Here is a 21,098-nt window from a genome sequence, read left to right on the forward strand (position 1 = left end):
CTGGTCAGAAGCTCACCCGCAGGGTGCCCATCACCGTGCGGCCCTCGCCCGGTACCGCGATCACATAGCCATCATTGGCGCGGATGCGTTCGAGGAAGCGTTCGTTGGCAAGGTTGTTGGCATTGACCTGCAAGACCAGATTGTCGGTAAAGCGATACTCAACCATCGCATTAAGCAGCAGATAATCGCCGCCTTGCCAGGCCTGATTGGCCAGCGTTGAATTGCGGGTGTTGAATTCGCCCACATAGTTGAACCCGCCGCCAAGCCGCAGACCGAGGCCGGTATCATAGGTGCTCCACACCGTACCGCTGTGGCGCGGGGCGCCGGCCAGTTCCTCGCCCACGATCAGCGCATCGGCCGTGCTGGCGCGCTGAATTTCGGAATCGAGGAAGGTATAGGCGGCGAACACCTGCCAGGCGTCGGTGATGTTGCCAGTGGCCGACAATTCGACCCCCTGCACCCGCTGGCGCCCGGCGAGCGCAATGTCACCGTCCACCGTAATCGGCTGATTGACCCGCTGGTTGCGGAACACCGCGGCGGTCAGGGCCAGTTGCTCGTCAAACAGATCGACCTTGGCGCCGATCTCGTAATTCTCGTTCTTGAGCGCAGGCAGCGCGGCGTTGGCGGTGGTTACCGTGCCAGTTGCAGTGGCACCCAGCGTCTGGGGCTGGCGGGCATCGGAATAGCTGACGTAGAGGCTGGCGGTCTCAGCCGGCTTCCACACAACGCCCGCCTGCCAGCTGAACAGGTCTTCGCTGAATTCACGGGTAGCAAGGGCAGCGTAATTCGTGCCCCCCAGCGTCACGTCAAACCGTTCAAATCGCCCGCCGAGGCTGACTTGCAGCGCCTCGCCGATTTTGAGCGTGTCGAAGGCATAGGCCGCAATCCGGTCTGCTTCGTTGGCGAATTGGCCGAAGGTGCGGGTCTGGGTGATCGGGCCGGCAAAATCAGGCGCGGGCGCGAACAGATTGCGCGATGTTCCGGCAAGGCCTGTGGTGGAAATGGTGTCGCGGTCCAGACTTTCGCGGCTGACCTCGGCGCCGATGGCAAGGCTGTTGCCGATCCCGCCGGGCCGGGTGGGGTGATCGATGACCACGGCAGCGCGCGCGGCGGCCACTTCATTGCGGCTGATCCGCCCAAAGCCCTGCGGCCCGCCGATGACGTAATTCGCACCCGCCGGATTGCCTGCATCGATCGCGTCGACAGCCGCTTGCAGCGATGCCTGACTGGTCGGGCGCGGCGTCGACCACACGGCCTCACGCCGCACTTCGCCCCAGCGCACGCCGCCCGTCAGGCTGACGATGTCACTGATCTTGTGATCCAGCGTCACGGTGGCAATCAGCAATTCCTGATCCTCGAAATCGATATTGCGCCAGCCGTAGTAATTGCTGAGCGGGAAATTGGCCGGGGTTCCATTGGCGAGCACGGGGACGCCGTAATCGATCAGGTTGTCATCTTCCTGATACTGGAGGCTGGCGGTCAAAGTCGTGTCCTGCCCCAGACCGAAGGCGAGCGAGGGCGCGATGCCGAACCGCGACCGACCCACGAAATCGCGGCCCGCTACGCCCTGATCATGCGCCATCAGGTTAAGGCGCGCGGCGATGCCCTTGCCTTCATCAAGCAGCACATTGGCATCCACCGTGCCGCGCAGCCAATCGCGGTTGCCCACGCCTGCATCGGCGCGGACAAAGGTTTCGGCAACCGCACGCTTGCTGACCAGATTGATGAGGCCCGCGGCGCCGCCGGCGCCGGAAAAGGCGGTGTTTGCACCCTTGTAGACTTCGATCTGTTCCAGATTGAACACGTCCGAGCGGCTGTACTGCAAGCGGTCGGCAAACCCATCGATGGCGATGTCGTTGCTGGCGTCAAAGCCGCGCAGGTTGATGAAATCGCCCGATCCGGCGCCGCCCTCGCCAACACCCAGCGTGATGCCGGGGACGTTGCGCAGCGCTTCGGTAAAGCTGACTGCTTGGACATCATCGAGGAAGGTCTTGTCGAGCACGGTTACAGTGCGCGGCGTGTCGCGCAGCGGCTGGGTGACGAGCGGGTTGGTGACAGTATCGGGCTTATAACTGTCTTCGATCGCGGTGTCCGTCACGGTCACGCCGCCAAGCTTGCGGGCAGTCTCCGCATCCTGAGCATGTGCGGGAAGCGCGAAAGCAGCAGCGCCGACGCAGCCCAAGGCAAGCAGGCGCGGCGAGAAGGTCGTGGTGGTGGTCATGGGAGCCCTTGCTTCGTTTGTCGGGTGTTAAACGTGCAGTCTCGCTATTGCGAATCACTCGCATTGTCAAAAGATAAAACTGCCGCTATTTGCAGATTCATCGCAGCGCCAGATTCGGGGGCTTTTTGCGCCATGAAAGACGGGCGACTCCCTGCCGCTCCGCCTGAGCGGTGTTGATTATGCCGTCGTATCGTTGATGCGAGTCATTTGCAATATGCTCGGACTTGCCGCATGGCGCCAAAACAAGCCGGGTAGGAGACCATCGCAAAATGCCAGGGAATCGCATCTTGGGGGCGTCGGAACAGCGCGCAGCGCGCAGCACTGTTCCGGCGGCAAGCCCGCGCCGGCGCGGTTCCGCGCGGCAATTCTGGTCGAAACAGCTGCACGCGTGGCACTGGATCAGTGCGGCCATATCACTAACTGGGATGCTGGTGTTTTCCGTCACCGGTCTGACGCTCAATCACGCGGCCAGCATCGGCGCAGAACCTCAGGTCAGCGCGATGACCAAACAGCTTTCGCCCGCCGGGCAAGCTGCCTTGGCGCGGGGCCAGGAAAGCGGCCTTGCCCACCTGCCCAGCCCGGTCGCCGCTGAACTTGAAGCCGCAACGGGCATCACTGCCGGCCAAGGCGAGGCCGAATGGTCGGCGGATGAAGTCTATATCGCTGTGCCGGGGCCAGGCCGCGATGCCTGGGCCAGTATTGACCGGGCCAGCGGACGGATCGAAGCCGAAGTGACCGACCGCGGCGCGGTGTCGTTCCTCAATGATCTTCACAAGGGCCGCAACACCGGGACAGCGTGGTTCTGGTTCATCGATCTTCTCGCAGTTGCCTCGATCATCTTCACCATCACCGGCCTGCTGCTGCTGCAACTCCACGCGCGCAAGCGTCCCTCCACCTGGCCTCTGGTCGGGCTCGGCACCGCTCTGCCCGTCATTGTGATCCTGTTTTTCCTCCACGTCTGACGCTGTTTCAAGGAGACCCCCTCGCGTGAAAATGTCCTTTCTGCTGGCCGCCGGTGCCGCTGTCGCCCCCGCCGCGGCGGCCGCCCAAAGCGTGACCATCACGATCCCGCCGATCAAGGTATCGGAATATCACAAGCCCTATGTCGCGGTCTGGCTGGAACCGGCGGCAGGCGGCCCGGCGCGCACGCTGGCGGTGTGGTACGATATCAAGAAGGGCGGCAACGAGCCGGGGACCAAGTGGCTGGCGGACCTGCGCACCTGGTGGCGCAAGGGAGGGCGCAGCCTCAAGCTGCCCGCCAACGGCGTCAGCGGCGCGACCCGCGCGCCCGGCGCCTACCGCATCCCGCTGCCCGCCAACCTCGCGCCCGGGGCCTATACCCTGCATGTCGAGGCCGCCCGCGAAGAAGGTGGGCGCGAGCTGGTGTCGATGCCGTTGGCCATCCCTGCGCCAAAGGGCCGCGCGTCCGGCAAGTCCGAGCTTGGCGCTGTCACCATTGTTGCCCGCTAATCACTGATCGCAAAGGAACGCCCATGATCCGTACAACTGTCCTGCTCGCCGCCGCACTTTGCGGCCTTGCCGCTCCGGCCACCGCGCACAACCAGTGGTTGCTGCCGTCCAGCACCGTGCTGTCCGATCTGGGACAATCGGTGACGGTGGATGCGGGCGCATCAACCGCGCCGTTCGAGGCCGATCACGCCGCGCTCCCAGCCGAAATGGTCAAGGTCTGGGCGCCGGATGGCACGATGGGATCAATCGAGAATGCTGCGCGGCTGCGCTATCGTTCAACCTTCGATGTGCGGATCGACAAGCCCGGAACCTGGCGGATCGGGATGGAGAACAACGCTGTCACCGGCAGCTTCAAGCTTGATGGCGAGACATGGACGCTGGGCCGCCGCCGCGGTCCGCCGCCTGCCGCTGGCGCACCTGTGCGCAATATCGCCAGTGTTGACGAACTGCCCGCCGGGGCGACCGATCTTGATCTGACGCAAGTGATGAGCCGCAACGAATTCTTCGTCACCGCTGGCGAGCCCAGCGAAGCGCTGTTCGCGCCGACCGGCAAGGGGCTCGAAATCGTGCCGGTAACCCTGCCGACCGATCTGGTCGCCAATGAGCCGGGCCAGTTCCGCTTTCTGGTCGATGGCGCGCCTGCGGCAGGTCTGGCGGTCGAAGTGATCCCCGGCGGACGGCGCTATCGCAGCGATAGCCAAACGCTCGCCCTGACCACCGACGCGGAAGGCCTTGTGACGATCAACTGGCCCAGCGCCGGGTTCTATTGGCTCAACGCCGTGATGACTGACGCCAACCCCGGCCACCCCAAGGCGAGCAAGCGGCGGATGAGCTACACCGCCACGCTGGAGGTTCTGGCCCCATGATGCCCGCGCAGGCGGCACCGCGTATCGCGGTGCCGCCAGTGATTGATGCCGCAGCGTGGGACAGCCGCGACCCGGCGGCGCCGATCATCACGCTGACCGGGACGAGCATGGGCACAAGCTGGCGCGTGCTCGCCGCCCTGCCTGTCAGGCTGGCGGTCAGCTCGGCCGTCCTCGGCGAACAGATTTCGGCGAGACTTGCGCAGATTTGCGCGCAGATGAGCCATTGGGACGCATCTTCCTGCCTCAGCCGCTTCAACCGCGCGCCGTGCGGAACAAGGGTCAGCCTTTCCGATGATTTTGCACAGGTGATGGCCTGCGCCTTCGCGATCGCCGAAGCCAGCGGCGGCGCGTTTGATCCTGCGTTGGGTCGCTTGACCGATCTGTGGGGCCTCGGCCCCCATGCACAAGCCGGCCATCCTGATGCGGCTGCGCTGATCGCAGTTCGCACGGTTTGCGGCTGGCAGCGGCTGGCGTTCGATCCCGCCACGCGCACCCTGACACAGCCGGGGGGCGTCTGGCTGGACCTTTCGGGCATCGCCAAAGGCTACGCGGTTGATGCTGTGGCGGACCTGCTTGGCCAGCATGGCATTGCCCATGCGCTGGTCGAGATCGGCGGCGAGATCAGCGGGCGCGGCATGCGGCCCGATGGCGACCCGTGGTGGGCCGAAATCGAAAATCCGCCCCGCTGCGCGCTGCCGCCGCTCAGGGTCGCGGCCCATCAGATCGCCGTGGCCAGCTCGGGCGATTACCTGCGCGGCGCACACACACTCGATCCCGCCACCGGCCTGCCGGTCACTCACGCCACGACCGCGGTGAGCGTGCTGCACGCCTCGTGCATGGTGGCTGATGCATGGGCGACGGCGCTCAGCGTGGCCGATCCTGAGCGCGCCCGAAACCTTGCCCGCACCCACCAGCTGGCCGCAAGAATCGTATCGCGCTGCGGTCACGAATGGTTCAGCCCGGCGCTGCAAGTGATGCTGTAGCGGCGCGGCGCGCATGGCGAAAACTTGACAATTTGCGTCATCCGCCGCTTTGCAGACGTATCACTGCGGTACATCCCGCGCCACTCCGATCCAAAGAAAGCACGCCGCCCCATGAGCCCCGCTGAAGTCGATGCGTCCATCCGCGCTCTGGTCGAACCCTTCAACAAGAAGGGCATCGCCATTGAGGACGCGACCACCTTTGCCGGCGATCTTGAATTCGACAGCCTGACCGTGATGGATTTCGTCGCAGAGATCGAAGACGAATTCGATGTGATCATCTCGATGAACCAGCAGGCCGAGATCGAAAACTGGGGCCAGCTGATCGCCGCAGTCCACAAGTTGCAGGATAGCTGATAATGGCAACCGCTATGACCGAAACGCTCAGCCCCACCCAGCCGGTTGATCTGCTGGCGAAGTTCGATCCGATCATCCAGACGCGCGAGACGCTACTCGCCGCCGGGGTGGAAGATCCGTTCAATCTGGTGATGGAGCAGGTGCTCTCACCCACCCGCGCGATCTGCAACGGGCGCGATACGATCCTGCTTGGCACCTATAATTACATGGGCATGACCTTCGATCCGGACGTGATCGCGGCCGGCAAGCAGGCGATGGAGGATTTCGGCGCGGGGACGACCGGCAGCCGCGTGCTCAACGGCACCTTCCGCGACCACCGCGATGTCGAAACCGCGCTGCGCGAATTCTACGGCATGGACCACGCGATGGTCTTCTCGACCGGGTACCAGGCCAATCTCGGGATCATCTCGACGCTGGCGGGCAAGGGCGATTACATCATCCTCGACATCGATAGTCATGCGTCGATCTGGGATGGCTGCGCGATGGGCAATGCCGAGGTCGTGCCGTTCAAGCACAACGACGTCGAAGCGCTGGAAAAGCGCTTGAAGCGCATCCCCGAAGGCGCGGGCAAGCTGGTGGTGCTCGAAGGCGTCTATTCGATGATGGGCGATGTCGCCCCGCTTAAGGAAATGGTGCGCGTCTCCAAGGAAAATGGCGCGATGGTGCTGGTCGATGAGGCGCACTCGATGGGCTTCATCGGCGAACATGGCCGCGGCGTCGCCGAAGAGCAGGGCGTGCTGGACGATGTCGATTTCATCATCGGCACCTTCTCGAAAAGCGTCGGCACCGTCGGCGGCTTCTGCGTTTCGAACCATCCGAAGTTCGAAGTGATGCGCCTCGTCTGCCGCCCCTATGTCTTCACCGCCGCGCTCCCGCCGAGCGTGATGGCGAGCAGCGCCACTTCGATCCGCAAGCTCATGCATGGCGGCAACAAGCGCGCGCATCTGTGGGAGAACAGCCGCACGCTGCATGGCGGGCTGAAAGCGCTGGGCTTCCAGCTCGGCACCGATACGCCGCAAAGCGCGATCATCGCCGTGATCATGCCCGATCTCGAAAAGGGCGCGATGATGTGGGAGGCGCTGCTGAAAGAGGGCCTTTACGTCAACCTCGCCCGCCCCCCGGCGACGCCTGCGGGCATGACCTTGCTGCGCTGCTCGCTGTGCGCGGAGCATACGGCCGATCAGGTGCAGACCATCCTCGGCATGTTCGAACGCGCGGGCAAGGCGATCGAGATTATCTGAGCCGCTCTCCCCCCCTTCATCTCCCCTCCCCGTGGGGAGGGGGGGTGGGGGTTCGAGGCCGGATTGTTGCGCCATTACGGCGATCGGCAGAACACCCATCCCCGACCCTTCCCTCTAGGGAAGGGGGAAGGAAGTGTGAGGCAATCACCCCGGCGCGTTGACTACAGCAATTCCCCCTGCGCGCCCTTCTGGTGGCTCTTGCGGGTTTCGACCCGCTGGGCTTTCTTCTCCGGGCTGATCAGCGGCGGCAGTTTCGGGCGAATACCCTGAAACAGTTCAGCCAGCGTCACGAACTGGAGCGCAGGATAGCGCGGCACATTATGCGGATCACCGCCTATCGGCACCTCAATCAGGGAATGGCTGGAGGCTTCGTCGCGCATTCCTTTGGTCGGCAGGCCCTTCATGACGAAAAGGCCGAATTCATGCCCGTCCCGCTTCATGACCTGCCCCAGATCGCGCACCATGCCGGGGTTGACATTGTGGCCCGCTTTCACGCTGATCACGCCGGTTTTGACCTTGCCGTCTGCCGCAAGGTAATTGAACCAGCCGTCCACGCCCTTGTCGCCGCCCTTCTTTTCGCGCGGGAAGCCGCCGACCTGCCAGCATAGCCATTGCTGGAACTGGTGCGGGTCTTCGGCAGCGAGGCGTTCGGCGCTGGCGAGATCGCGTGGCACGCCGATCGTTTCGAACACGATGCCGGGATAGCCTGACCGCATCCGGTCTTCGATCATGCCGATGGCGATGTGGGTGATATCAATCCCGATCCAGCGCCGCCCCAGCTTTTCCGCCGCGTCGACCGCCGTGCCACAGCCGCAGAACGGATCGAGCACCACATCGCCGGGGTTGGAGGAAGCGGCGATGATAGGTCCGTAGCGATTGGCTCCACTGTGCGCGCTTGTTCGCTTCCACATAATCTCGCTGCGAAAATTCTCTTCCCCAAACACCGCATCCAACACCAGCTTGAGGTAGTGGCTCGCGGTCGGATCGCAGTGGAGATACAGGCTGCCGGTGTCCTTGTGCACCCGGTGCAGCTCCACCAGCCGCACCGCCACCATCGCGAGGTCAGCCGTCAGCGGCGAATCCCCCAGCGCAGAGTGCATCGCCTGCATCATCACAGTCAGCGGTCGGTTGGTGCCGCTGGCAATGTCGGGCATCGCCGAGGCGCTTGCTGGCCATGCGGTTCCTTGCGCCGGACAACCATCGGCTTGTGAAGCCACCGCAGGGCAGAAAGCTGGGCCAAACCGCCGCAAGCGCGCCCGGCGCCACGAACATAGATTTAACCTATATGGTTATTTATCTTGACATCGTGACGCTTTTTGGTTAGGTCAGGGCATAGTCGAAAAATAGCGATTCGCCAGCAGGGCGGCCTTCCCCATCGGGAGTGCCGCCCTTTTGTCGTCCGTGCGACAGGAGAAGCCGACATGGCCAAAGCCAACGCCAAGCGCGTCACCATTCGTCCAAGTCTCAGGCAAGGCGAGGCCGATCACGTCAACAAGCAATGGCGGTCGGCATTCCTTGATCATCTGGCGGAAAGTTCCAATGTGACCGGCTCAGCCGAGAAAGCCGGGATCAGCGCCAGCCGCGCCTACAAGGTTCGGCGCGAAGACCCCGAATTCGCCCGCCAGTGGTTGGTAGCATTGGCGGAAGGCTATCTGCATCTGGAGATGGAGGTCGTCCGGCGCTTGCGAGATGGCGACTTCAAGATCAACGACGACGGCAAGTTCGACTTTGCCAACGCTATCCGCCTGCTCGCCGCCCACCGCGACACCGCCGCTCGCGGCCAAAGCCAGGTGCGCGATGTCAGCGCTGCCGAAGTGCGCGCTTCGATCGACCGCAAGATCGAAGACATCCGGCGGCGCGTCGCACGTCAGAAGGCCGCAACCACGGCGGATGCCCCATGAGCGAACCCTACGACCAGATGATGGCCGACAACACAGACGTCGGCGAAACAGTCCGGCGCTTGCTGCCCGACAGGCTGGACCAGAACGAGAAAAACAGCTTCGAATTCATCTGGGAATATCAGGCCCGTCCGCAGCAGCTGCCCCCGCCGGGGGAATGGCGCATCTGGATGATCATGGCGGGACGCGGCTTCGGCAAGACCCGCTCAGGTGCCGAATGGGTGCGAATGATCGCCGACGAAAACCCCGATGCGCGCATCGCGCTGGTCTCGTCCTCGCTGGCCGAAGCGCGGGCGGTGATGGTGGAGGGCGAGAGCGGGTTGATGGCAATCTGCCGCCCGGGCCACAAACCGCATTTCGAACCATCCCTGCACCGCATCCGCTTCGAAAACGGAGCGCAGGCGCAGCTGTTTTCCGCCGCCGAGCCTGAAAGCCTGCGCGGCCCCCAGCACAGTCACGCCTGGTGTGACGAGATCGGCAAGTGGCCGCTTTCGCATGAACGTGCGACCCGCTGCTGGGACAATCTGTTGCTCGGGCTGAGGCTTGGGCGCGATCCCCGCATCACTGTCACCACCACGCCGCGTGCCGTGCCTCTGGTGCAGCGCCTGATAAAGCTGGCAGCAAGCGGCGAGGTTGCCGTCACCCGCGGTTCGACCCTGGACAACACCGAACATCTCGCCGCCCGGTTCATGGAATCCATCGCCAGCGAATTTAGCGGCACCCAGCTGGCGCGGCAGGAGATCGATGGCGAACTGCTCGAAGATATCGAGGGCGCGCTGTGGACCCGCTCGCTGCTGGAACACGCCCGCGAATATGGCGCTGTGCCTCAGGCGCTGCGGGTGGTTGTCGCGGTCGATCCGCCTGCCAGCACGGGAGGCGACGAATGCGGGATCATCGTCGCGGCGTTGGGCGCCGACGGAATTGGCCGCGTGCTGGCGGATTGCTCGATCAGCGGCGCGGCACCGGCCGCTTGGGCGCAGCGGGTGGCCGAGGCGTCACGGGAATGGAACGCTGATCGCGTGGTGGCCGAGGCGAACCAGGGCGGTGCGATGGTCGAAAGCGTATTGCGCGCTGCCGATCAGGCGTTGCCCGTCAAACTGGTGCACGCCAGCCGCGGCAAGATCGCGCGGGCCGAGCCGGTGGCTGCGCTCTATGCCGCCGGGCGCGTACGCCATGTCGGCATGTTTGCCATGCTGGAAGACCAATTGTGCGGATTGCTGGTGGGCGGCAGCTACGCCGGACCCGGCCGCAGCCCCGACCGCGCCGATGCGCTGGTGTGGGCATTGAGCGAGCTGATGCTCGGCAAAAGCGGCCAGCCGCGCGTGCTGCGCTTTGATTAGCACCTGATGTCATCCCGGACAGGTTCCGGCGCAACCAAGGAAATCCGATGCAGTTCCTCGACACTTTCCGCTCCGCCTTCAAGGGCGGGGAGCGCGGCCGTGTGCCGCTGGCGCCCGGCATGATGCAGGGGTGGTATCCCGCATTCGAAACCGGCCCTGCGCCGCGCAGCTTTGAATATACGCGAGCCGTGACCGAGGGCTTCCTTGGCAATCCCATCGCGCAGCGGTCGGTGCGGCTGGTGGCCGAAGGAGTGGGTCAGGCCCCGTTGCAATGCTCCGATCCACGCCTCGCGGCGCTGGTGGCCGCGACCAGTGCGGGCCAGTCGCTGGTTGAAACCCTCGCGGCGCACCTGCTGCTGCACGGCAATGGCTATGTCCAGATCCTCAAGGATGCGAGCGGCGCGCCGGTGGAATTGTTCGCGCTGCGGCCGGACCGGGTCAAGACTGTCACCGGGGCGGATGGCTGGCCCTGCGGTTATGATTACACCGTGCAGGGGCACACATCACGGATTGCGCTGGAAGACGAGGATGGGTGGCCCGGCATCATCGCGTTGCGCACGATGCACCCGCTCGACGATCACACCGGCGCGGGCGCGCTGGAGGCGGCCTGGCAGGCGGTGCTGATCCACAACGCCGCAACCCACTGGAACCGCGCGCTGCTGGAGAATGCCGCCCGGCCATCGGGCGCGCTGGTCTATGACACGGGCGACGGTGCCGCGCTGACGCTGGAGCAGTTTGACCGGCTGCGGCGCGAGCTTGATGTGGCGTTTTCGGGCGCCGTCAACGCCGGCCGCCCGATGCTGCTGGACGGCGGGCTGAAATGGCAGAGCATGGCGCTGTCACCCGCCGACATGGACTTTGCGACCCTGAAAAGCGCGGCGGCGCGCGATATCGCCTTGGCGTTCGGGGTGCCGCCCATGCTGCTCGGCCTGCCGGGGGACAACACTTATGCCAATTACCGCGAGGCGAGCCGCGCGCTGTGGCGGCTGACCTTGCTGCCACTGGCCGACAAGCTGTTTGCCGCCCTGCGCCAAGGCCTCGCGCCGTGGTTCCCCGAAGCCGAACTCAGGATCGATCTCGATCAGGTGCCCGCCTTGTCAGAAGACCGCGAGCGGCTGTGGTCGCAGGTCGCCGGTGCCGATTTCCTGACCCGCGCTGAAAAACGCCAGATGCTGGGCCTGAGCCCTGAGGAGAACGCCCCATGAGCCGCGGAGAAATACTCGCCAACCTGATGGCGCAGGCGCGTGAGGAGGGGGCCGAACTGGTCACCTTGCGCGCCATCATCGAGGAAGCCAGTTCGCTCGCCACGGACCGGGCACTCGACCGGCTGGGGCTCGGCGATGCCGGGGCCGAGGGTGATCTGGTCGAACTGCGCGAATTGCTGCGCGCCTGGCGCGATGCCAAGACCAGCGCGTGGAAGGCCTTGATCGAATGGATCATCCGCGGCGCGCTGGCGCTGCTGCTGATCGGGATCGCGGTGCGGCTGGGTTTCGGAGACCGGCTGTGACCGCCGCCGCTGCGCCAAGCCGCTTTGCTGGCTACGCCGCGCTGTTCGATATCGCCGATGCAGGCCGGGACACGATCCGGCGCGGCGCCTTTGCGCGGACGCTTGCAGGCCGCACCACGCCGCTGCCGCTGTACTGGCAGCACCGTCCCGACCAGCCGATTGGGGTCATCGAGCGCATCGCCGAAGACCACCGCGGTCTGCGGGTCGTCGCCCGGATCGACCGGCCCGATAGCCGGGCGGCACAGTTGCTCGCGGCAGGGCAAGTCAACGGCCTCAGCTTCGGCTTCCGTACCCGCGCCGCCCGGCAATCGCCCGAGGGGCGCGAGCTGATCGAAATCGACCTGTTCGAGATCAGCCTTGTCACCCACCCGCTCCAGCACGGCGCCCGCGTGCATCTGGTCACCTGAGCCGCGCCAGCTCCCCCTGTTTCCACCGGCCGCCACTGGGGCGGCCTTTTTTCTGCCCAACCGAAAGGCCACTGCCCCATGGAAAGTACCCCCATCACTGCCCCGACTGCCGCTGGCACCGATCCGCTGGATGCCAGCTTTGATATCATCGCCCGCCAAGACAAGGCCGAAGCCGACATCACCAGCCTTCGCGGCGACGTTGATGAGGTGAAGTCCCGGCTCGACAAGGTCGCCCGCGCCGCCACCCGTCCGGCCATGGGCGCAGCGGCAACGCCCGATAATGCGCCGGAAGTGAAAAGCTTTGTCGATGGCTACCTGCGCCTCGGCCGCGAGACCGAACTCAAGTCGATGACCAGCACGCCGCCGGCTGATGGCGGCTTTGCGGTTCCGCGCCAGATCGACGCGGCAATCGTCTCGCGCCTCGCCAAGATCAGCCCGATCCGCTCGATCGCGCAAGTCGTGCAGACCGGCACCGGAGGCTATCGCAAGCTGGTGACGACCACGGGCGTTGCCTCGGGCTGGGTCAGTGAAACCGCGCTGCGGCCTGAAACGGCGACGCCGCAATTTGCCGAAATCGCCCCGCCGACGGGCGATCTTTACGCCAATCCCGCAGCCAGCCAGACCATGCTCGACGATGTCGGTTTCGATCTGGAAAGCTGGCTGGCCGGCGAGATCGCAACCGAGTTTGCCCGCGCAGAGGGGGCAGCCTTCGTCAGGGGGACCGGGGTGGGCCAGCCCGAAGGCTTCCTCACGGCTGCCAAGGCGACCACCGATGATAGCGTGCGGGCCTTCGGGACGTTGCAGTATATCGGGTCGGGCAGCGCCACGGGTCTTGGCAGCGCGCTCGATACCAAGCTGATCGACCTCATTCATGCCCTGCGCTCGGGCCACCGCCAGGGCGCGGTGTTCGTGATGAATTCGGCCACCATGGCGAGCGTGCGCAAGCTGAAGACCGCCGACGGGGCGTTCCTGTGGCAGCCCGGCATGGTCGAGGGACAGCCCAATCGCCTGCTCGGCTATCCGGTGATCGAGGCCGAGGATATGCCCGATGTGGCCGGCGGCGCCTTCCCGATTGCTTTCGGCAACTTCCGCAATGGTTATCTGATCGCCGAACGCAGCGCGACCCGGGTGCTGCGCGATCCGTTCACCAACAAACCCTTCGTGCATTTCTACGCGACCAAGCGGATCGGCGGGAAGGTGCTCGATTCCAACGCAATCAAGCTGCTCAGGGTCGAAGCGTAAGGCCCAGCGCCGATCCTTGTCCCCCGGCCGGGCCGCGTGTCCCCTGCGCGCCCGGCCGGGATTGTCGCGCCCGCATCGCCTCAGGCTGCCCCTCCCGCCTGAACCTGCGCGATGCGGGCGCACTTTTTCATGAAGACAATCTGGGAGTCCCCGCGATGGAGCGGATAATCGTAAAGCCCCCTGTGCCGGGGGAATCCGCGATGGCGGAGCTTAAGCACTGGCTGGGCATCAGCCGCGCCAATGAAGACCAGGCCTTGACCCACCTGCTCGATGCCAGCCTCGCCATTTGCGAGGCCTTTACCGGTAAAGCGCCGCTGCGGCAGACGGTGGAAGAAATCATCCCGCTTGCCGCAGGCTGGCAGGAACTGGCCTCTCGCCCGGTGCAGGAATTGACCGCGGCGACGGTCATCGCCGCCGATGGGACACGCAGCCCCCTTGGCCCATTGGCCGAGGCTCTGGAATGGCGCATCGGCGGCAGCGCCTGCGTCCGCTTGCTGCGACCGGTTGCCGGGCACAATCTGGCGTTGCAACTGGTGGTCGGGATTGCGGCAGACTGGGATAGCCTGCCAGCGCCGCTGCGGCTCGGGATTGTCCGCTTGGCAGCGCATCATTTCCGGGAACGTGAAGGGCCCAGTACAACCAGACCGAGCGCCGTTCCGCCCGCCAGCGTGACAGCGCTGTGGCGCCCCTGGCGCGAGGTGCGGCTGTGATGATCAGCGCCTCTGCCCGCGGGGATATGCTGCTGCAACGCCTGCGTGCCCGCGCGGCCCGCATCGTCGCGGCCCGCGCTGCGCAGCGCCGCACGCATCAGCGCCCGGACTGGCATTCGGCCGCCGCGCTGTGGCCCGATCTGTTTGGAGATCCCGGCAATGGAAAATGACCTGCGCGCCGCGCTGATCGCCTGGCTCGCCGCTGATCCGGCGCTGGCGGCGATCAACGCGATCGAGGAAGAAACCCCGCTATCGGCCACCCCCCCGTGGCTGGGCATTGCGGCCAGTGCATCGACCGAATGGGGCACCAAGGACCGCATGGGCCGCGAGGTTCGCGTCGCGCTTGAGCTTGATAGCTACACCGATCTGACCGCGGGCGACGCCAACCTGCTGGGCGCCATCGAACGCCGCGTGCTTGATCTGCCGCCCTTCCACACCGGCTTTGAAATCGCCTCGATCCGCTTCCTGCGCTCGCGCAGCGAGGCGCGCGCCGACAATCGCCGCGCGGCGCTGCTCGAATACCGCTTCCGCCTGTTCGCCCCGCTTTAGGAGTACGTCCCCATGCCCGCACAATCCGGCGCTGCTTTCCTGCTCAAGATCACCAACGGAGCCACGCCTCCGGCCTACCAGACCATCGCAGGCCTGCGCACCACGCAGATGTCGATCAATGGCGACACCGTCGTGGTCACCCACAAGCAATCCGGCGGGTGGCGCGATCTGCTATCGGGCGCCGGCACGCGCTCGGTTTCGGTTAGCGCGGCTGGGATATTTCTCGGCAGCACGGCCGAAAACACGGTGCGCGCCCATGCCTTGGCCGGAACGCTCGACAACTACGAGCTGTCCTTTGAAGACGGCGAGCGGCTGCGCGGTCGGTTCCTGGTCCAGCGGCTCGATTATGCCGGGGATTTCAATGGCGAGCGCAGCTATACGCTTCAGCTCGAAAGCTCCGGGCCGGTGGTGCCCGCATGATTGCCACCGCCAACCCGCTGCGCGGCGAAAGCGCGCTGGCTGTCAACGGCGTGACCTACGTGCTGCGTCCCAGCTTTGAAAACCTGGTGCTGGCCGAGGCTGAATTGGGGTCGCTGTTTGCGCTGGTCGAACGGGCGGCAGGCGGCGCGCTGACCCTCACCGAAATGACCGCACTCTTGTGGCACTGCCTCCCCACTGAAAACCGGCCTGAACGGGTCGCGGTGGGGCAAGCGGTGCTGGCGATGGGGCTGGTGGGCGCCACCGGCCCAGTCCGCGCGGTCCTCGCCCAAGTGCTTCAGGGCGAGGCATGACACCCGGTTTCAGCGATGCCGCAGCCCGCTGGTGTGCGCTCGCCGCGCGCCTGCTCGGCTGGCGTCCTGCCGAATTCTGGAACGCCACGCCCGCCGAACTGGCAATGGCTCTGGCTGCGCCTGACGATGCCACCACCCCCCCGCCCAGCCGCGATACAATCGCCCGCATGATGGAGCGCGACGCCGATGACTGACAATTTCGAAGAACTGGTGATCGACGTGCGCGCCCGCACCGATGGCTTTACCACCGATGTTGAAGCGATGCGCCGCTCGCTTGATGGCTCGCTGCTCGACGGGTTTGGCCGCGCGGGCAATGTGCTGGAGCGCGGCCTGCTGTCGGCGCTGCGCCGGGGGAGCTTGGGGTTTGATGACCTGAAGCGCGTGGCCTTCAGCGCCCTGTCCGAAATCGCAGGCTATGCCTTGCAATCGGGTCTTGGCAGCCTGTTCGGCAGCGGGGGAGCAGGCGGTGGCGGCGGTGGTCTGGGCGATCTGATCGGCAATTCGGTGGGCGCACTGCTTGGTCTGCCGGGGCGCGCAACGGGCGGCCCAGTCGCGCCGGGACGGGCCTATCTGGTTGGCGAGCGCGGGCCCGAGGTCTTCGTCCCCACCAATGCCGGGCGCATCGAAACCGGGATGGCCAGTCCGGGCCGCGATGTCCGGGTGGCGATTCAGGTGGCGGTCCCGCGCGGACAGGCCGCGCCCACCGCGATGCAGCGGTCATCGCGGCAAATCGCCAGCGCCGTGCGCCGCGCGCTGCAACACGCCTGAACGAAGGAACATCCGATGGCCTTCTGGCTCGCCCGCGAACGCCTCGCGCAGGAAAGCAGTTTCATCCAGCGCTTCGACCCGCGTTTCTGGACCGTGAACTTCCCCCGGCCCGCGATGGCCTCGGTGGTGACGACCGGCCCGGACAGCTTGCGGGTCGATGTCGAGCTGCACAATGCGGGCGAGCTGGTGGGATTGATCTGGGACAGCGCCGATACGCTCGATCACCCGCTGCTCGCCTACCAGACCGACCGCAATTATGCCCATACGACGCTGCAATTTCGCTGGCAGTCTGACGGGGTCATTGCGCTCGATCAGCCCAACGGCCCGACCCTGACGATCGAAGGGCGCGATGCCGCAGGCCTGCCCCGCACCTGGTACATCCGGTTGTGGAATTACGCGCAAGGCACGCCGACTGATGCGCGCATCACCTTGCCGTTCTCGGCGCTGGAAAGCGGCTATGGCTTGCCCGGCGAGCCGATCCATCCCTGCGACATCGACCGGATGTTTATCTCGCTGGTCGCACCGGGCCATACCCCCGGCAGCGCTGCGCCCTTGCCTGCGCGGTTCACCGGATCGGTCATCATGTCCGACATTACCGCCGATGGCGCGCGGGCGATGCTTGAACTGGGCGATGTTCTGCTGCCCCCGCATGCAGAGCGCATGGCGACAGCCTATGACGATGCCTATAACCAGACCCCGGCCCGGCTGCTGCGTGCGGTCACCGGCCTCGGTTACCGCGAAGATATCGTCCACTATGTCGGGATGAGCCACTTCATGCGGCTCACGCGCCAGCCGGACGGGTCCCTCACCGCAGCGCCGGGCGGCGAACTTTGCGTGCCTGCGATAGAGTGGCACCGCAGCCTTTTCACCCTGGCGCAAGACGGCGGCTTCGCGGTGATCGCCAGCCTGTCATACGAATTGTTCGACGCCTATTGTCCCGAAGACTGGAAGCAGCGCACCGCCGGCGGCGCACCCGCACTGACCGGATGGGTGCCGCCATCGACTCTGCTGTCACCCGCCAATAGGGCAGCGATGGAGTGGCTGGCCGAAGTCGCCCGCCGCTTCGTGGCGCTGCTTGAAGATGCGAGCCTGCCGGTGCGCTTCCAGATTGGCGAACCGTGGTGGTGGGTAACGCCTGCGCGCGAAATCTGCCTGTATGACGATGCGGCCAGAGCCGCCTTCGGTGGCAGTCCGCCAGTCATCGCCGATATCACCGCGCCGATGAACGGGGCGGCGACCGCGCTGCTGGATGCCGCAGGCGCGCTGCTGGCGCAGTCAACCGCGGCGCTTACCAGTGCCGTGCGCGCTGCGGCCCAAGGACAAGCCGAAGTCCTGTTGCTCGCCTTTACGCCGACGATCCTCGATCCGGCCGTGCCTGAACTGTACCGTGCCAACCTGCCGGTCGGGTGGGCAGCCCCTGCCTTTGATCGGTTGCAGCTCGAAGATTACGACTGGCTGACAGCAGGCGCCGATGCGGCACGGCGGGCGGCCTATGTGTTTGTCGACCAACGGCTCGGTTACCCCTTGGCCGATCAGGACTATCTGGCTGGCTTCGTGCTCGACCCGGCCAATGCCGAAGCTTTCTGGACGCGCATTGACAGCGGCATCGACGAAGCCGCCGCCCGCGGCGTCGCCCGCCGCTATGTCTGGGCGCTGCCGCAGGTCAACCGCGATGGCTACACCCGCCTCGCCCCTCCGCCGGAGCAAGCCATGGACCCGTTCGACAACGTGCTTTACCCTTTCGCCTTGGGCCGCAGCGCCTCGGTCGCGCCCGAGTTCTCCACCTCGATCGCAGTCACCGCGTCGGGGCATGAACGGCGCAATTCGCTATGGTCGGATGCACGGCTGCATTTCGATGTCGGGCCGGGCATCCGCTCGGAAACCGAATTGTCCGAGCTGATCGCTTTTTTCCGTGCCCGGCGCGGCCCGGCGCGGGGTTTTCGCATCATGGATCCCTTCGACAACAGCTCGAATGGCATGACAGGCGCACCATCAATGCTCGACCAGCTCATCGGCATCGGGGACGGTGTGCGCGCTGACTTTCAGCTCATCAAATCCTATGGCACCGCCGAACCGCAGGTGCGGCCTATCACCCGTCCGCGGCTTGAGACCTTGGTGATAAGCGTTGGCGGGGCGGCGAGTACGGGCTGGACGCTTGGCCCCAGAGGCATGCTGCAATTTCAATCGCCGCCCCCGCCCGGCGCTGAAGTGCGCGCCGGTTTCCGGTTCGATGTGCCCGTGCGGTTCGCGGAAGATCGGCTTGATGTGGCGACGGTCAATTTTGCCGCAGGCGAGGCCCCATCGGTTCCCTTGATCGAGATCCGGGAGCAGGTCTGATGCGTGTGTTCTTTGACCGCGAGCTTGATACGGTGGCGACGTTCTGGCGCATCTATCGCCGCGATGGCGCTGCGCTCGCCTTTACGAGCCACGACCGCGACCTCAGTTTTGGTGGCCTCAAACATCTTGCGGCACCCGGCATGATCCCGGCCGCGATCCGCCTCACAGCCGAACTCGCCAACGACAGTGCCGAGGTGCAGGGCGCGCTCAGTCACGATTCGATCCGCGAAGGCGAACTGGCCGCCGGATTGTTCGACGAGGCCGCCATCGAGATCGGCGCAGTCGACTGGACAAGCCTTGACCATCACACCCTTTACACCGGGCAGATCGGCCGGATCGAGGAAGACAGCACCCAATTCGCCGCCGAGCTGCGATCAACCAAGAGCTTGCTGGAACAGGATCTTGTGCCGCGCACCAGCCCGACCTGCCGGGCCGAATTCTGCGGGCGCGGGTGCGGGCTTTCGGCGGCGCGCTACACTGCGATCCACCGGCTTGCCCAGCTCGATCTTGAGGGCAACCGGGTCCGGTTTGCCAACCTCGATGGCGAGGCGCACCTGGACGGGCGCCTGCGCTTCCTGGCAGGGCCGCAGACCGGGGTGACGTTCGGGATCATCGACGCCGAAAATGATTGGCTGGTCCTCGACCGGCCCTTGGTGGCCGGCACGCCGCTGTTGGCGCGGGCAGAGCTGCGCGAAGGCTGCGATCACACCATCGCCACCTGCGCCCTGCGGTTCGGCAATGCCGCCAATTTTCGCGGCGAACCCTTCTTGCCGGGCAACGACCTGCTCGCCCGTTACGGCCAGCCATGAACACCTCTGGCGAAGCGCTGGCAAACGCCGCGCTTCGCCTGGTTGGCTGTCCGTTCCGGCTGCATGGCCGCGATCCGGCCACGGGGCTCGACTGTGTCGGCGTGGTTTGCGCAGCACTGGCTGCCACTGGCGTTCGGCTGATTGCACCGCGCGGCTATGGCCTGCGCAATATCGCGGTCGCGCCCTGGCTGCCGCTGGCGCACCAGTCGGGACTGATCGATGCCGATGCGCCGATACGGGCGGGAGACATCCTACTGATTACGCTTGGTTATTCGCAACATCACCTCGTCATCGCGGCCGACTCGCGCTGCGTCGTTCATGCCCATGCCGGGCTGCGGCGCGTGGTGCTCCAACCGCTCGACCCTGCGTGGCAGATTTGTGCCGCGTGGCGCCTTGCCCCTCCTTCGGAAGGTTAGTTTCTTGGCCACCATCGTCCTTACAGCTTTGGGCACCGCCATTGGCGGCCCGATCGGTGCATCCATCGGCGCACTCATCGGCCAGCAAGTCGACGCGCGTATTTTTGCTCCCGGCGGACGCGAGGGGCCCCGCTTGCGCGAGCTGGCGATCAGCACATCGAGTTATGGTCAGCCGATTCCGCGCCAGTTCGGGCGGATGCGGGTGCCCGGAACAATCATCTGGTCAACCGAACTGACCGAAAGCAAGCACAAGGAAAAAGGCCGCAAGGGCCAGCCCTCGACCACGGTCTATTCCTACTCCGCCTCGTTCGCGGTGGCCCTGTCGAGCACGCCGATCGCCCGGGTTGGCCGGATCTGGGCCGATGGCAATCTGCTGCGCGGGGCCCAGGACGATCTCAAGGTTGGCGGGAGCTTGAGGGTCTATCGCGGTTTCGGTGACGATCCGGTTGATCCACTGATTGCTGCCGCCAAAGGCAACGTCGCGCCTGCATTTCGCGACTGCGCTTATGTCGTCTTCGAAGACCTCGCGCTCGGCGATTATGGCAACCGCATTCCTGCCCTGAGTTTCGAGATTTTTGCCGCGGGCGGCGATGATACCGTGTCGCTGGCGCAGCTTGTGCCTGATGCAGCGCTTTCTGCCGCCCCCCCGTTGCTGGCATATACCCGGGGCTTCGCTGACGAAGGCGGACCGCTCGCCTCGACGTTGGCAGCGATCGATCAGGTGGTTCCGTTGGTCTGCATTTCGGGCAGCAACGGGCTTGAAATCGCCCCGCGCGGAACGGCCAGCAGCGACATTGTCACTCTGCCCGCCCAGCTTTCGGCTGCCGACGGATCTCAAGACGATGCGCGGCACAAACAGCGTTCTGGCATGACCGTGCGCGCGCCGGCGGCGCTTCGTTACTACGACGAAGAGCGTGACTATCAAACTGGCGTGCAACGTGCCGCCGGGGCTCGCCGGGCAGGGCGCGAATTGATGATCGACCTGCCGGCTACGCTGACCGCCAGCGGGGCCCGCCAGCTCGCCGATGACAGCGCCAACCGCGCCCGCTGGCAGCACGAAACCATGACATGGCGCGTGGGAGAACTCGATCCGCGGATCACGCCCGGCAGCATCGTGCGCCTGCCTGATATGCCTGGCCAGTGGCTCTTGCGTGTCAATGGACACCCAGTGTTACGAGCTAAGGCGACACCCAGTGTTACGAGGTGTCTCGTTGTGACCGTGCGATGATTTCAGGGGCGGGGAGCATGC

The 21,098-nt window shown here is 65.4% G+C and carries 25 protein-coding genes; 23 read left to right on the forward strand and 2 right to left on the reverse strand.

Going from position 1 to position 21,098, the window contains the following annotated elements:
- Positions 1 to 4: 4 nt before the first annotated feature.
- Positions 5 to 2,221: a TonB-dependent receptor gene (locus tag C0V72_RS07535; protein ID WP_101792988.1), complete on the reverse strand. Its 2,217-nt coding sequence runs from the start codon at positions 2,219 to 2,221 to the stop codon at positions 5 to 7.
- Positions 2,222 to 2,490: 269 nt separating this feature from the next.
- Here C0V72_RS07535 and C0V72_RS07540 point away from each other — a divergent pair, with 269 nt between their 5' ends.
- The 6 genes from C0V72_RS07540 to spt all read left to right on the forward strand — a co-directional run bounded on the left by C0V72_RS07540 (position 2,491) and on the right by spt (position 7,135).
- Positions 2,491 to 3,183, forward strand: coding sequence for a PepSY-associated TM helix domain-containing protein (locus C0V72_RS07540; protein ID WP_101792990.1), 693 nt, complete (start codon positions 2,491 to 2,493; stop codon positions 3,181 to 3,183).
- Positions 3,184 to 3,214: 31 nt separating this feature from the next.
- Entirely contained in the window at positions 3,215 to 3,691 is a 477-nt protein-coding gene (locus C0V72_RS07545; RefSeq protein ID WP_101792993.1) for a DUF2271 domain-containing protein, read from the forward strand.
- A 23-nt stretch (positions 3,692 to 3,714) separates the two neighbouring features.
- Entirely contained in the window at positions 3,715 to 4,557 is an 843-nt protein-coding gene (locus tag C0V72_RS07550) for a DUF4198 domain-containing protein (RefSeq protein ID WP_101792996.1), read from the forward strand.
- On the forward strand, positions 4,554 to 5,540 hold the full coding sequence (locus C0V72_RS07555) for an FAD:protein FMN transferase (protein ID WP_101792998.1): 987 nt from the start codon (positions 4,554 to 4,556) through the stop codon (positions 5,538 to 5,540). Before C0V72_RS07550 ends, C0V72_RS07555 begins: the two co-directional genes overlap by 4 nt.
- Before the next feature lie 111 nt (positions 5,541 to 5,651).
- A complete protein-coding gene (locus C0V72_RS07560) occupies positions 5,652 to 5,894 on the forward strand; it encodes an acyl carrier protein (protein ID WP_101793001.1) in 243 nt (80 codons plus the stop codon).
- A 2-nt stretch (positions 5,895 to 5,896) separates the two neighbouring features.
- Positions 5,897 to 7,135, forward strand: a complete 1,239-nt coding sequence (gene spt, locus C0V72_RS07565) for a serine palmitoyltransferase (RefSeq protein ID WP_442792567.1) — start codon at positions 5,897 to 5,899, stop codon at positions 7,133 to 7,135.
- 161 nt (positions 7,136 to 7,296) lie between these two features.
- Here spt and C0V72_RS07570 read toward each other — a convergent pair whose 3' ends face one another.
- A complete protein-coding gene (locus tag C0V72_RS07570; protein ID WP_101793004.1) occupies positions 7,297 to 8,289 on the reverse strand; it encodes a DNA methyltransferase in 993 nt (330 codons plus the stop codon).
- 267 nt (positions 8,290 to 8,556) lie between these two features.
- Here C0V72_RS07570 and C0V72_RS07575 point away from each other — a divergent pair, with 267 nt between their 5' ends.
- From C0V72_RS07575 to C0V72_RS07650, 17 genes are all read left to right on the forward strand, one after another.
- Complete coding sequence (locus C0V72_RS07575; RefSeq protein ID WP_101793007.1) at positions 8,557 to 9,036, forward strand: hypothetical protein; 480 nt, start codon at positions 8,557 to 8,559, stop codon at positions 9,034 to 9,036.
- Positions 9,033 to 10,373 carry a DNA-packaging protein gene (locus C0V72_RS07580; RefSeq protein WP_233999837.1) on the forward strand — a complete coding sequence of 447 codons (1,341 nt, stop codon included), beginning with the start codon at positions 9,033 to 9,035 and terminating at the stop codon, positions 10,371 to 10,373. Before C0V72_RS07575 ends, C0V72_RS07580 begins: the two co-directional genes overlap by 4 nt.
- A 47-nt stretch (positions 10,374 to 10,420) precedes the next feature.
- Entirely contained in the window at positions 10,421 to 11,578 is a 1,158-nt protein-coding gene (locus C0V72_RS07585) for a phage portal protein (protein WP_101793010.1), read from the forward strand.
- On the forward strand, positions 11,575 to 11,880 hold the full coding sequence (locus C0V72_RS07590; RefSeq protein ID WP_101793013.1) for a DUF6127 family protein: 306 nt from the start codon (positions 11,575 to 11,577) through the stop codon (positions 11,878 to 11,880). The genes C0V72_RS07585 and C0V72_RS07590 overlap by 4 nt, the downstream gene beginning before the upstream one ends.
- Entirely contained in the window at positions 11,877 to 12,287 is a 411-nt protein-coding gene (locus C0V72_RS07595) for an HK97 family phage prohead protease (RefSeq protein WP_233999838.1), read from the forward strand. The genes C0V72_RS07590 and C0V72_RS07595 overlap by 4 nt, the downstream gene beginning before the upstream one ends.
- Positions 12,288 to 12,365: 78 nt before the next feature.
- On the forward strand, positions 12,366 to 13,529 hold the full coding sequence (locus tag C0V72_RS07600; RefSeq protein ID WP_101793019.1) for a phage major capsid protein: 1,164 nt from the start codon (positions 12,366 to 12,368) through the stop codon (positions 13,527 to 13,529).
- A 155-nt stretch (positions 13,530 to 13,684) separates the two neighbouring features.
- Positions 13,685 to 14,239, forward strand: coding sequence for a head-tail connector protein (locus C0V72_RS07605; RefSeq protein WP_101793022.1), 555 nt, complete (start codon positions 13,685 to 13,687; stop codon positions 14,237 to 14,239).
- Positions 14,239 to 14,409: a hypothetical protein gene (locus C0V72_RS16385; protein ID WP_172438949.1), complete on the forward strand. Its 171-nt coding sequence runs from the start codon at positions 14,239 to 14,241 to the stop codon at positions 14,407 to 14,409. The genes C0V72_RS07605 and C0V72_RS16385 overlap by 1 nt, the downstream gene beginning before the upstream one ends.
- The gene (locus tag C0V72_RS07610) at positions 14,399 to 14,788 is read left to right on the forward strand and encodes a DUF3168 domain-containing protein (RefSeq protein WP_101793025.1); all 390 of its coding nucleotides are present in this window, start codon (positions 14,399 to 14,401) and stop codon (positions 14,786 to 14,788) included. Before C0V72_RS16385 ends, C0V72_RS07610 begins: the two co-directional genes overlap by 11 nt.
- Before the next feature lie 12 nt (positions 14,789 to 14,800).
- Positions 14,801 to 15,208, forward strand: a complete 408-nt coding sequence (locus C0V72_RS07615) for a phage tail tube protein (protein ID WP_101793028.1) — start codon at positions 14,801 to 14,803, stop codon at positions 15,206 to 15,208.
- Positions 15,205 to 15,519, forward strand: a complete 315-nt coding sequence (locus C0V72_RS07620) for a GTA-gp10 family protein (RefSeq protein ID WP_101793031.1) — start codon at positions 15,205 to 15,207, stop codon at positions 15,517 to 15,519. Before C0V72_RS07615 ends, C0V72_RS07620 begins: the two co-directional genes overlap by 4 nt.
- Positions 15,516 to 15,713 carry a phage tail assembly chaperone gene (locus C0V72_RS07625; protein ID WP_101793039.1) on the forward strand — a complete coding sequence of 66 codons (198 nt, stop codon included), beginning with the start codon at positions 15,516 to 15,518 and terminating at the stop codon, positions 15,711 to 15,713. Before C0V72_RS07620 ends, C0V72_RS07625 begins: the two co-directional genes overlap by 4 nt.
- Positions 15,706 to 16,287 carry a tail tape measure protein gene (locus tag C0V72_RS07630; protein ID WP_101793045.1) on the forward strand — a complete coding sequence of 194 codons (582 nt, stop codon included), beginning with the start codon at positions 15,706 to 15,708 and terminating at the stop codon, positions 16,285 to 16,287. Before C0V72_RS07625 ends, C0V72_RS07630 begins: the two co-directional genes overlap by 8 nt.
- Positions 16,288 to 16,302: 15 nt before the next feature.
- The gene (locus C0V72_RS07635) at positions 16,303 to 18,624 is read left to right on the forward strand and encodes a DUF2460 domain-containing protein (protein ID WP_101793056.1); all 2,322 of its coding nucleotides are present in this window, start codon (positions 16,303 to 16,305) and stop codon (positions 18,622 to 18,624) included.
- Complete coding sequence (locus C0V72_RS07640) at positions 18,624 to 19,433, forward strand: DUF2163 domain-containing protein (protein ID WP_101793059.1); 810 nt, start codon at positions 18,624 to 18,626, stop codon at positions 19,431 to 19,433. Before C0V72_RS07635 ends, C0V72_RS07640 begins: the two co-directional genes overlap by 1 nt.
- Positions 19,430 to 19,849, forward strand: a complete 420-nt coding sequence (locus C0V72_RS07645; protein ID WP_101793062.1) for a hypothetical protein — start codon at positions 19,430 to 19,432, stop codon at positions 19,847 to 19,849. Before C0V72_RS07640 ends, C0V72_RS07645 begins: the two co-directional genes overlap by 4 nt.
- Positions 19,850 to 19,853: 4 nt before the next feature.
- A complete protein-coding gene (locus C0V72_RS07650) occupies positions 19,854 to 21,077 on the forward strand; it encodes a phage tail protein (protein WP_172438950.1) in 1,224 nt (407 codons plus the stop codon).
- Positions 21,078 to 21,098 lie beyond the last annotated feature (21 nt).

The sequence above is a fragment of the Porphyrobacter sp. TH134 genome, from assembly GCF_002855495.1.
GTDB lineage: Bacteria > Pseudomonadota > Alphaproteobacteria > Sphingomonadales > Sphingomonadaceae > Erythrobacter.

What these genes read in the sequence shown, in the direction of transcription:
- C0V72_RS07535 (WP_101792988.1), bottom strand. Translation starts at nt 2,221, where the DNA reads ATGACCACCACCACGACCTTCTCGCCGCGCCTGCTTGCCTTGGGCTGC.
- C0V72_RS07540 (WP_101792990.1), top strand. Translation starts at nt 2,491, where the DNA reads ATGCCAGGGAATCGCATCTTGGGGGCGTCGGAACAGCGCGCAGCGCGC.
- C0V72_RS07545 (WP_101792993.1), top strand. Translation starts at nt 3,215, where the DNA reads ATGTCCTTTCTGCTGGCCGCCGGTGCCGCTGTCGCCCCCGCCGCGGCG.
- C0V72_RS07550 (WP_101792996.1), top strand. Translation starts at nt 3,715, where the DNA reads ATGATCCGTACAACTGTCCTGCTCGCCGCCGCACTTTGCGGCCTTGCC.
- C0V72_RS07555 (WP_101792998.1), top strand. Translation starts at nt 4,554, where the DNA reads ATGATGCCCGCGCAGGCGGCACCGCGTATCGCGGTGCCGCCAGTGATT.
- C0V72_RS07560 (WP_101793001.1), top strand. Translation starts at nt 5,652, where the DNA reads ATGAGCCCCGCTGAAGTCGATGCGTCCATCCGCGCTCTGGTCGAACCC.
- spt (WP_442792567.1), top strand. Translation starts at nt 5,897, where the DNA reads ATGGCAACCGCTATGACCGAAACGCTCAGCCCCACCCAGCCGGTTGAT.
- C0V72_RS07570 (WP_101793004.1), bottom strand. Translation starts at nt 8,289, where the DNA reads ATGCCCGACATTGCCAGCGGCACCAACCGACCGCTGACTGTGATGATG.
- C0V72_RS07575 (WP_101793007.1), top strand. Translation starts at nt 8,557, where the DNA reads ATGGCCAAAGCCAACGCCAAGCGCGTCACCATTCGTCCAAGTCTCAGG.
- C0V72_RS07580 (WP_233999837.1), top strand. Translation starts at nt 9,033, where the DNA reads ATGAGCGAACCCTACGACCAGATGATGGCCGACAACACAGACGTCGGC.
- C0V72_RS07585 (WP_101793010.1), top strand. Translation starts at nt 10,421, where the DNA reads ATGCAGTTCCTCGACACTTTCCGCTCCGCCTTCAAGGGCGGGGAGCGC.
- C0V72_RS07590 (WP_101793013.1), top strand. Translation starts at nt 11,575, where the DNA reads ATGAGCCGCGGAGAAATACTCGCCAACCTGATGGCGCAGGCGCGTGAG.
- C0V72_RS07600 (WP_101793019.1), top strand. Translation starts at nt 12,366, where the DNA reads ATGGAAAGTACCCCCATCACTGCCCCGACTGCCGCTGGCACCGATCCG.
- C0V72_RS07605 (WP_101793022.1), top strand. Translation starts at nt 13,685, where the DNA reads ATGGAGCGGATAATCGTAAAGCCCCCTGTGCCGGGGGAATCCGCGATG.
- C0V72_RS16385 (WP_172438949.1), top strand. Translation starts at nt 14,239, where the DNA reads ATGATCAGCGCCTCTGCCCGCGGGGATATGCTGCTGCAACGCCTGCGT.
- C0V72_RS07610 (WP_101793025.1), top strand. Translation starts at nt 14,399, where the DNA reads ATGGAAAATGACCTGCGCGCCGCGCTGATCGCCTGGCTCGCCGCTGAT.
- C0V72_RS07615 (WP_101793028.1), top strand. Translation starts at nt 14,801, where the DNA reads ATGCCCGCACAATCCGGCGCTGCTTTCCTGCTCAAGATCACCAACGGA.
- C0V72_RS07620 (WP_101793031.1), top strand. Translation starts at nt 15,205, where the DNA reads ATGATTGCCACCGCCAACCCGCTGCGCGGCGAAAGCGCGCTGGCTGTC.
- C0V72_RS07625 (WP_101793039.1), top strand. Translation starts at nt 15,516, where the DNA reads ATGACACCCGGTTTCAGCGATGCCGCAGCCCGCTGGTGTGCGCTCGCC.
- C0V72_RS07630 (WP_101793045.1), top strand. Translation starts at nt 15,706, where the DNA reads ATGACTGACAATTTCGAAGAACTGGTGATCGACGTGCGCGCCCGCACC.
- C0V72_RS07635 (WP_101793056.1), top strand. Translation starts at nt 16,303, where the DNA reads ATGGCCTTCTGGCTCGCCCGCGAACGCCTCGCGCAGGAAAGCAGTTTC.
- C0V72_RS07640 (WP_101793059.1), top strand. Translation starts at nt 18,624, where the DNA reads ATGCGTGTGTTCTTTGACCGCGAGCTTGATACGGTGGCGACGTTCTGG.
- C0V72_RS07645 (WP_101793062.1), top strand. Translation starts at nt 19,430, where the DNA reads ATGAACACCTCTGGCGAAGCGCTGGCAAACGCCGCGCTTCGCCTGGTT.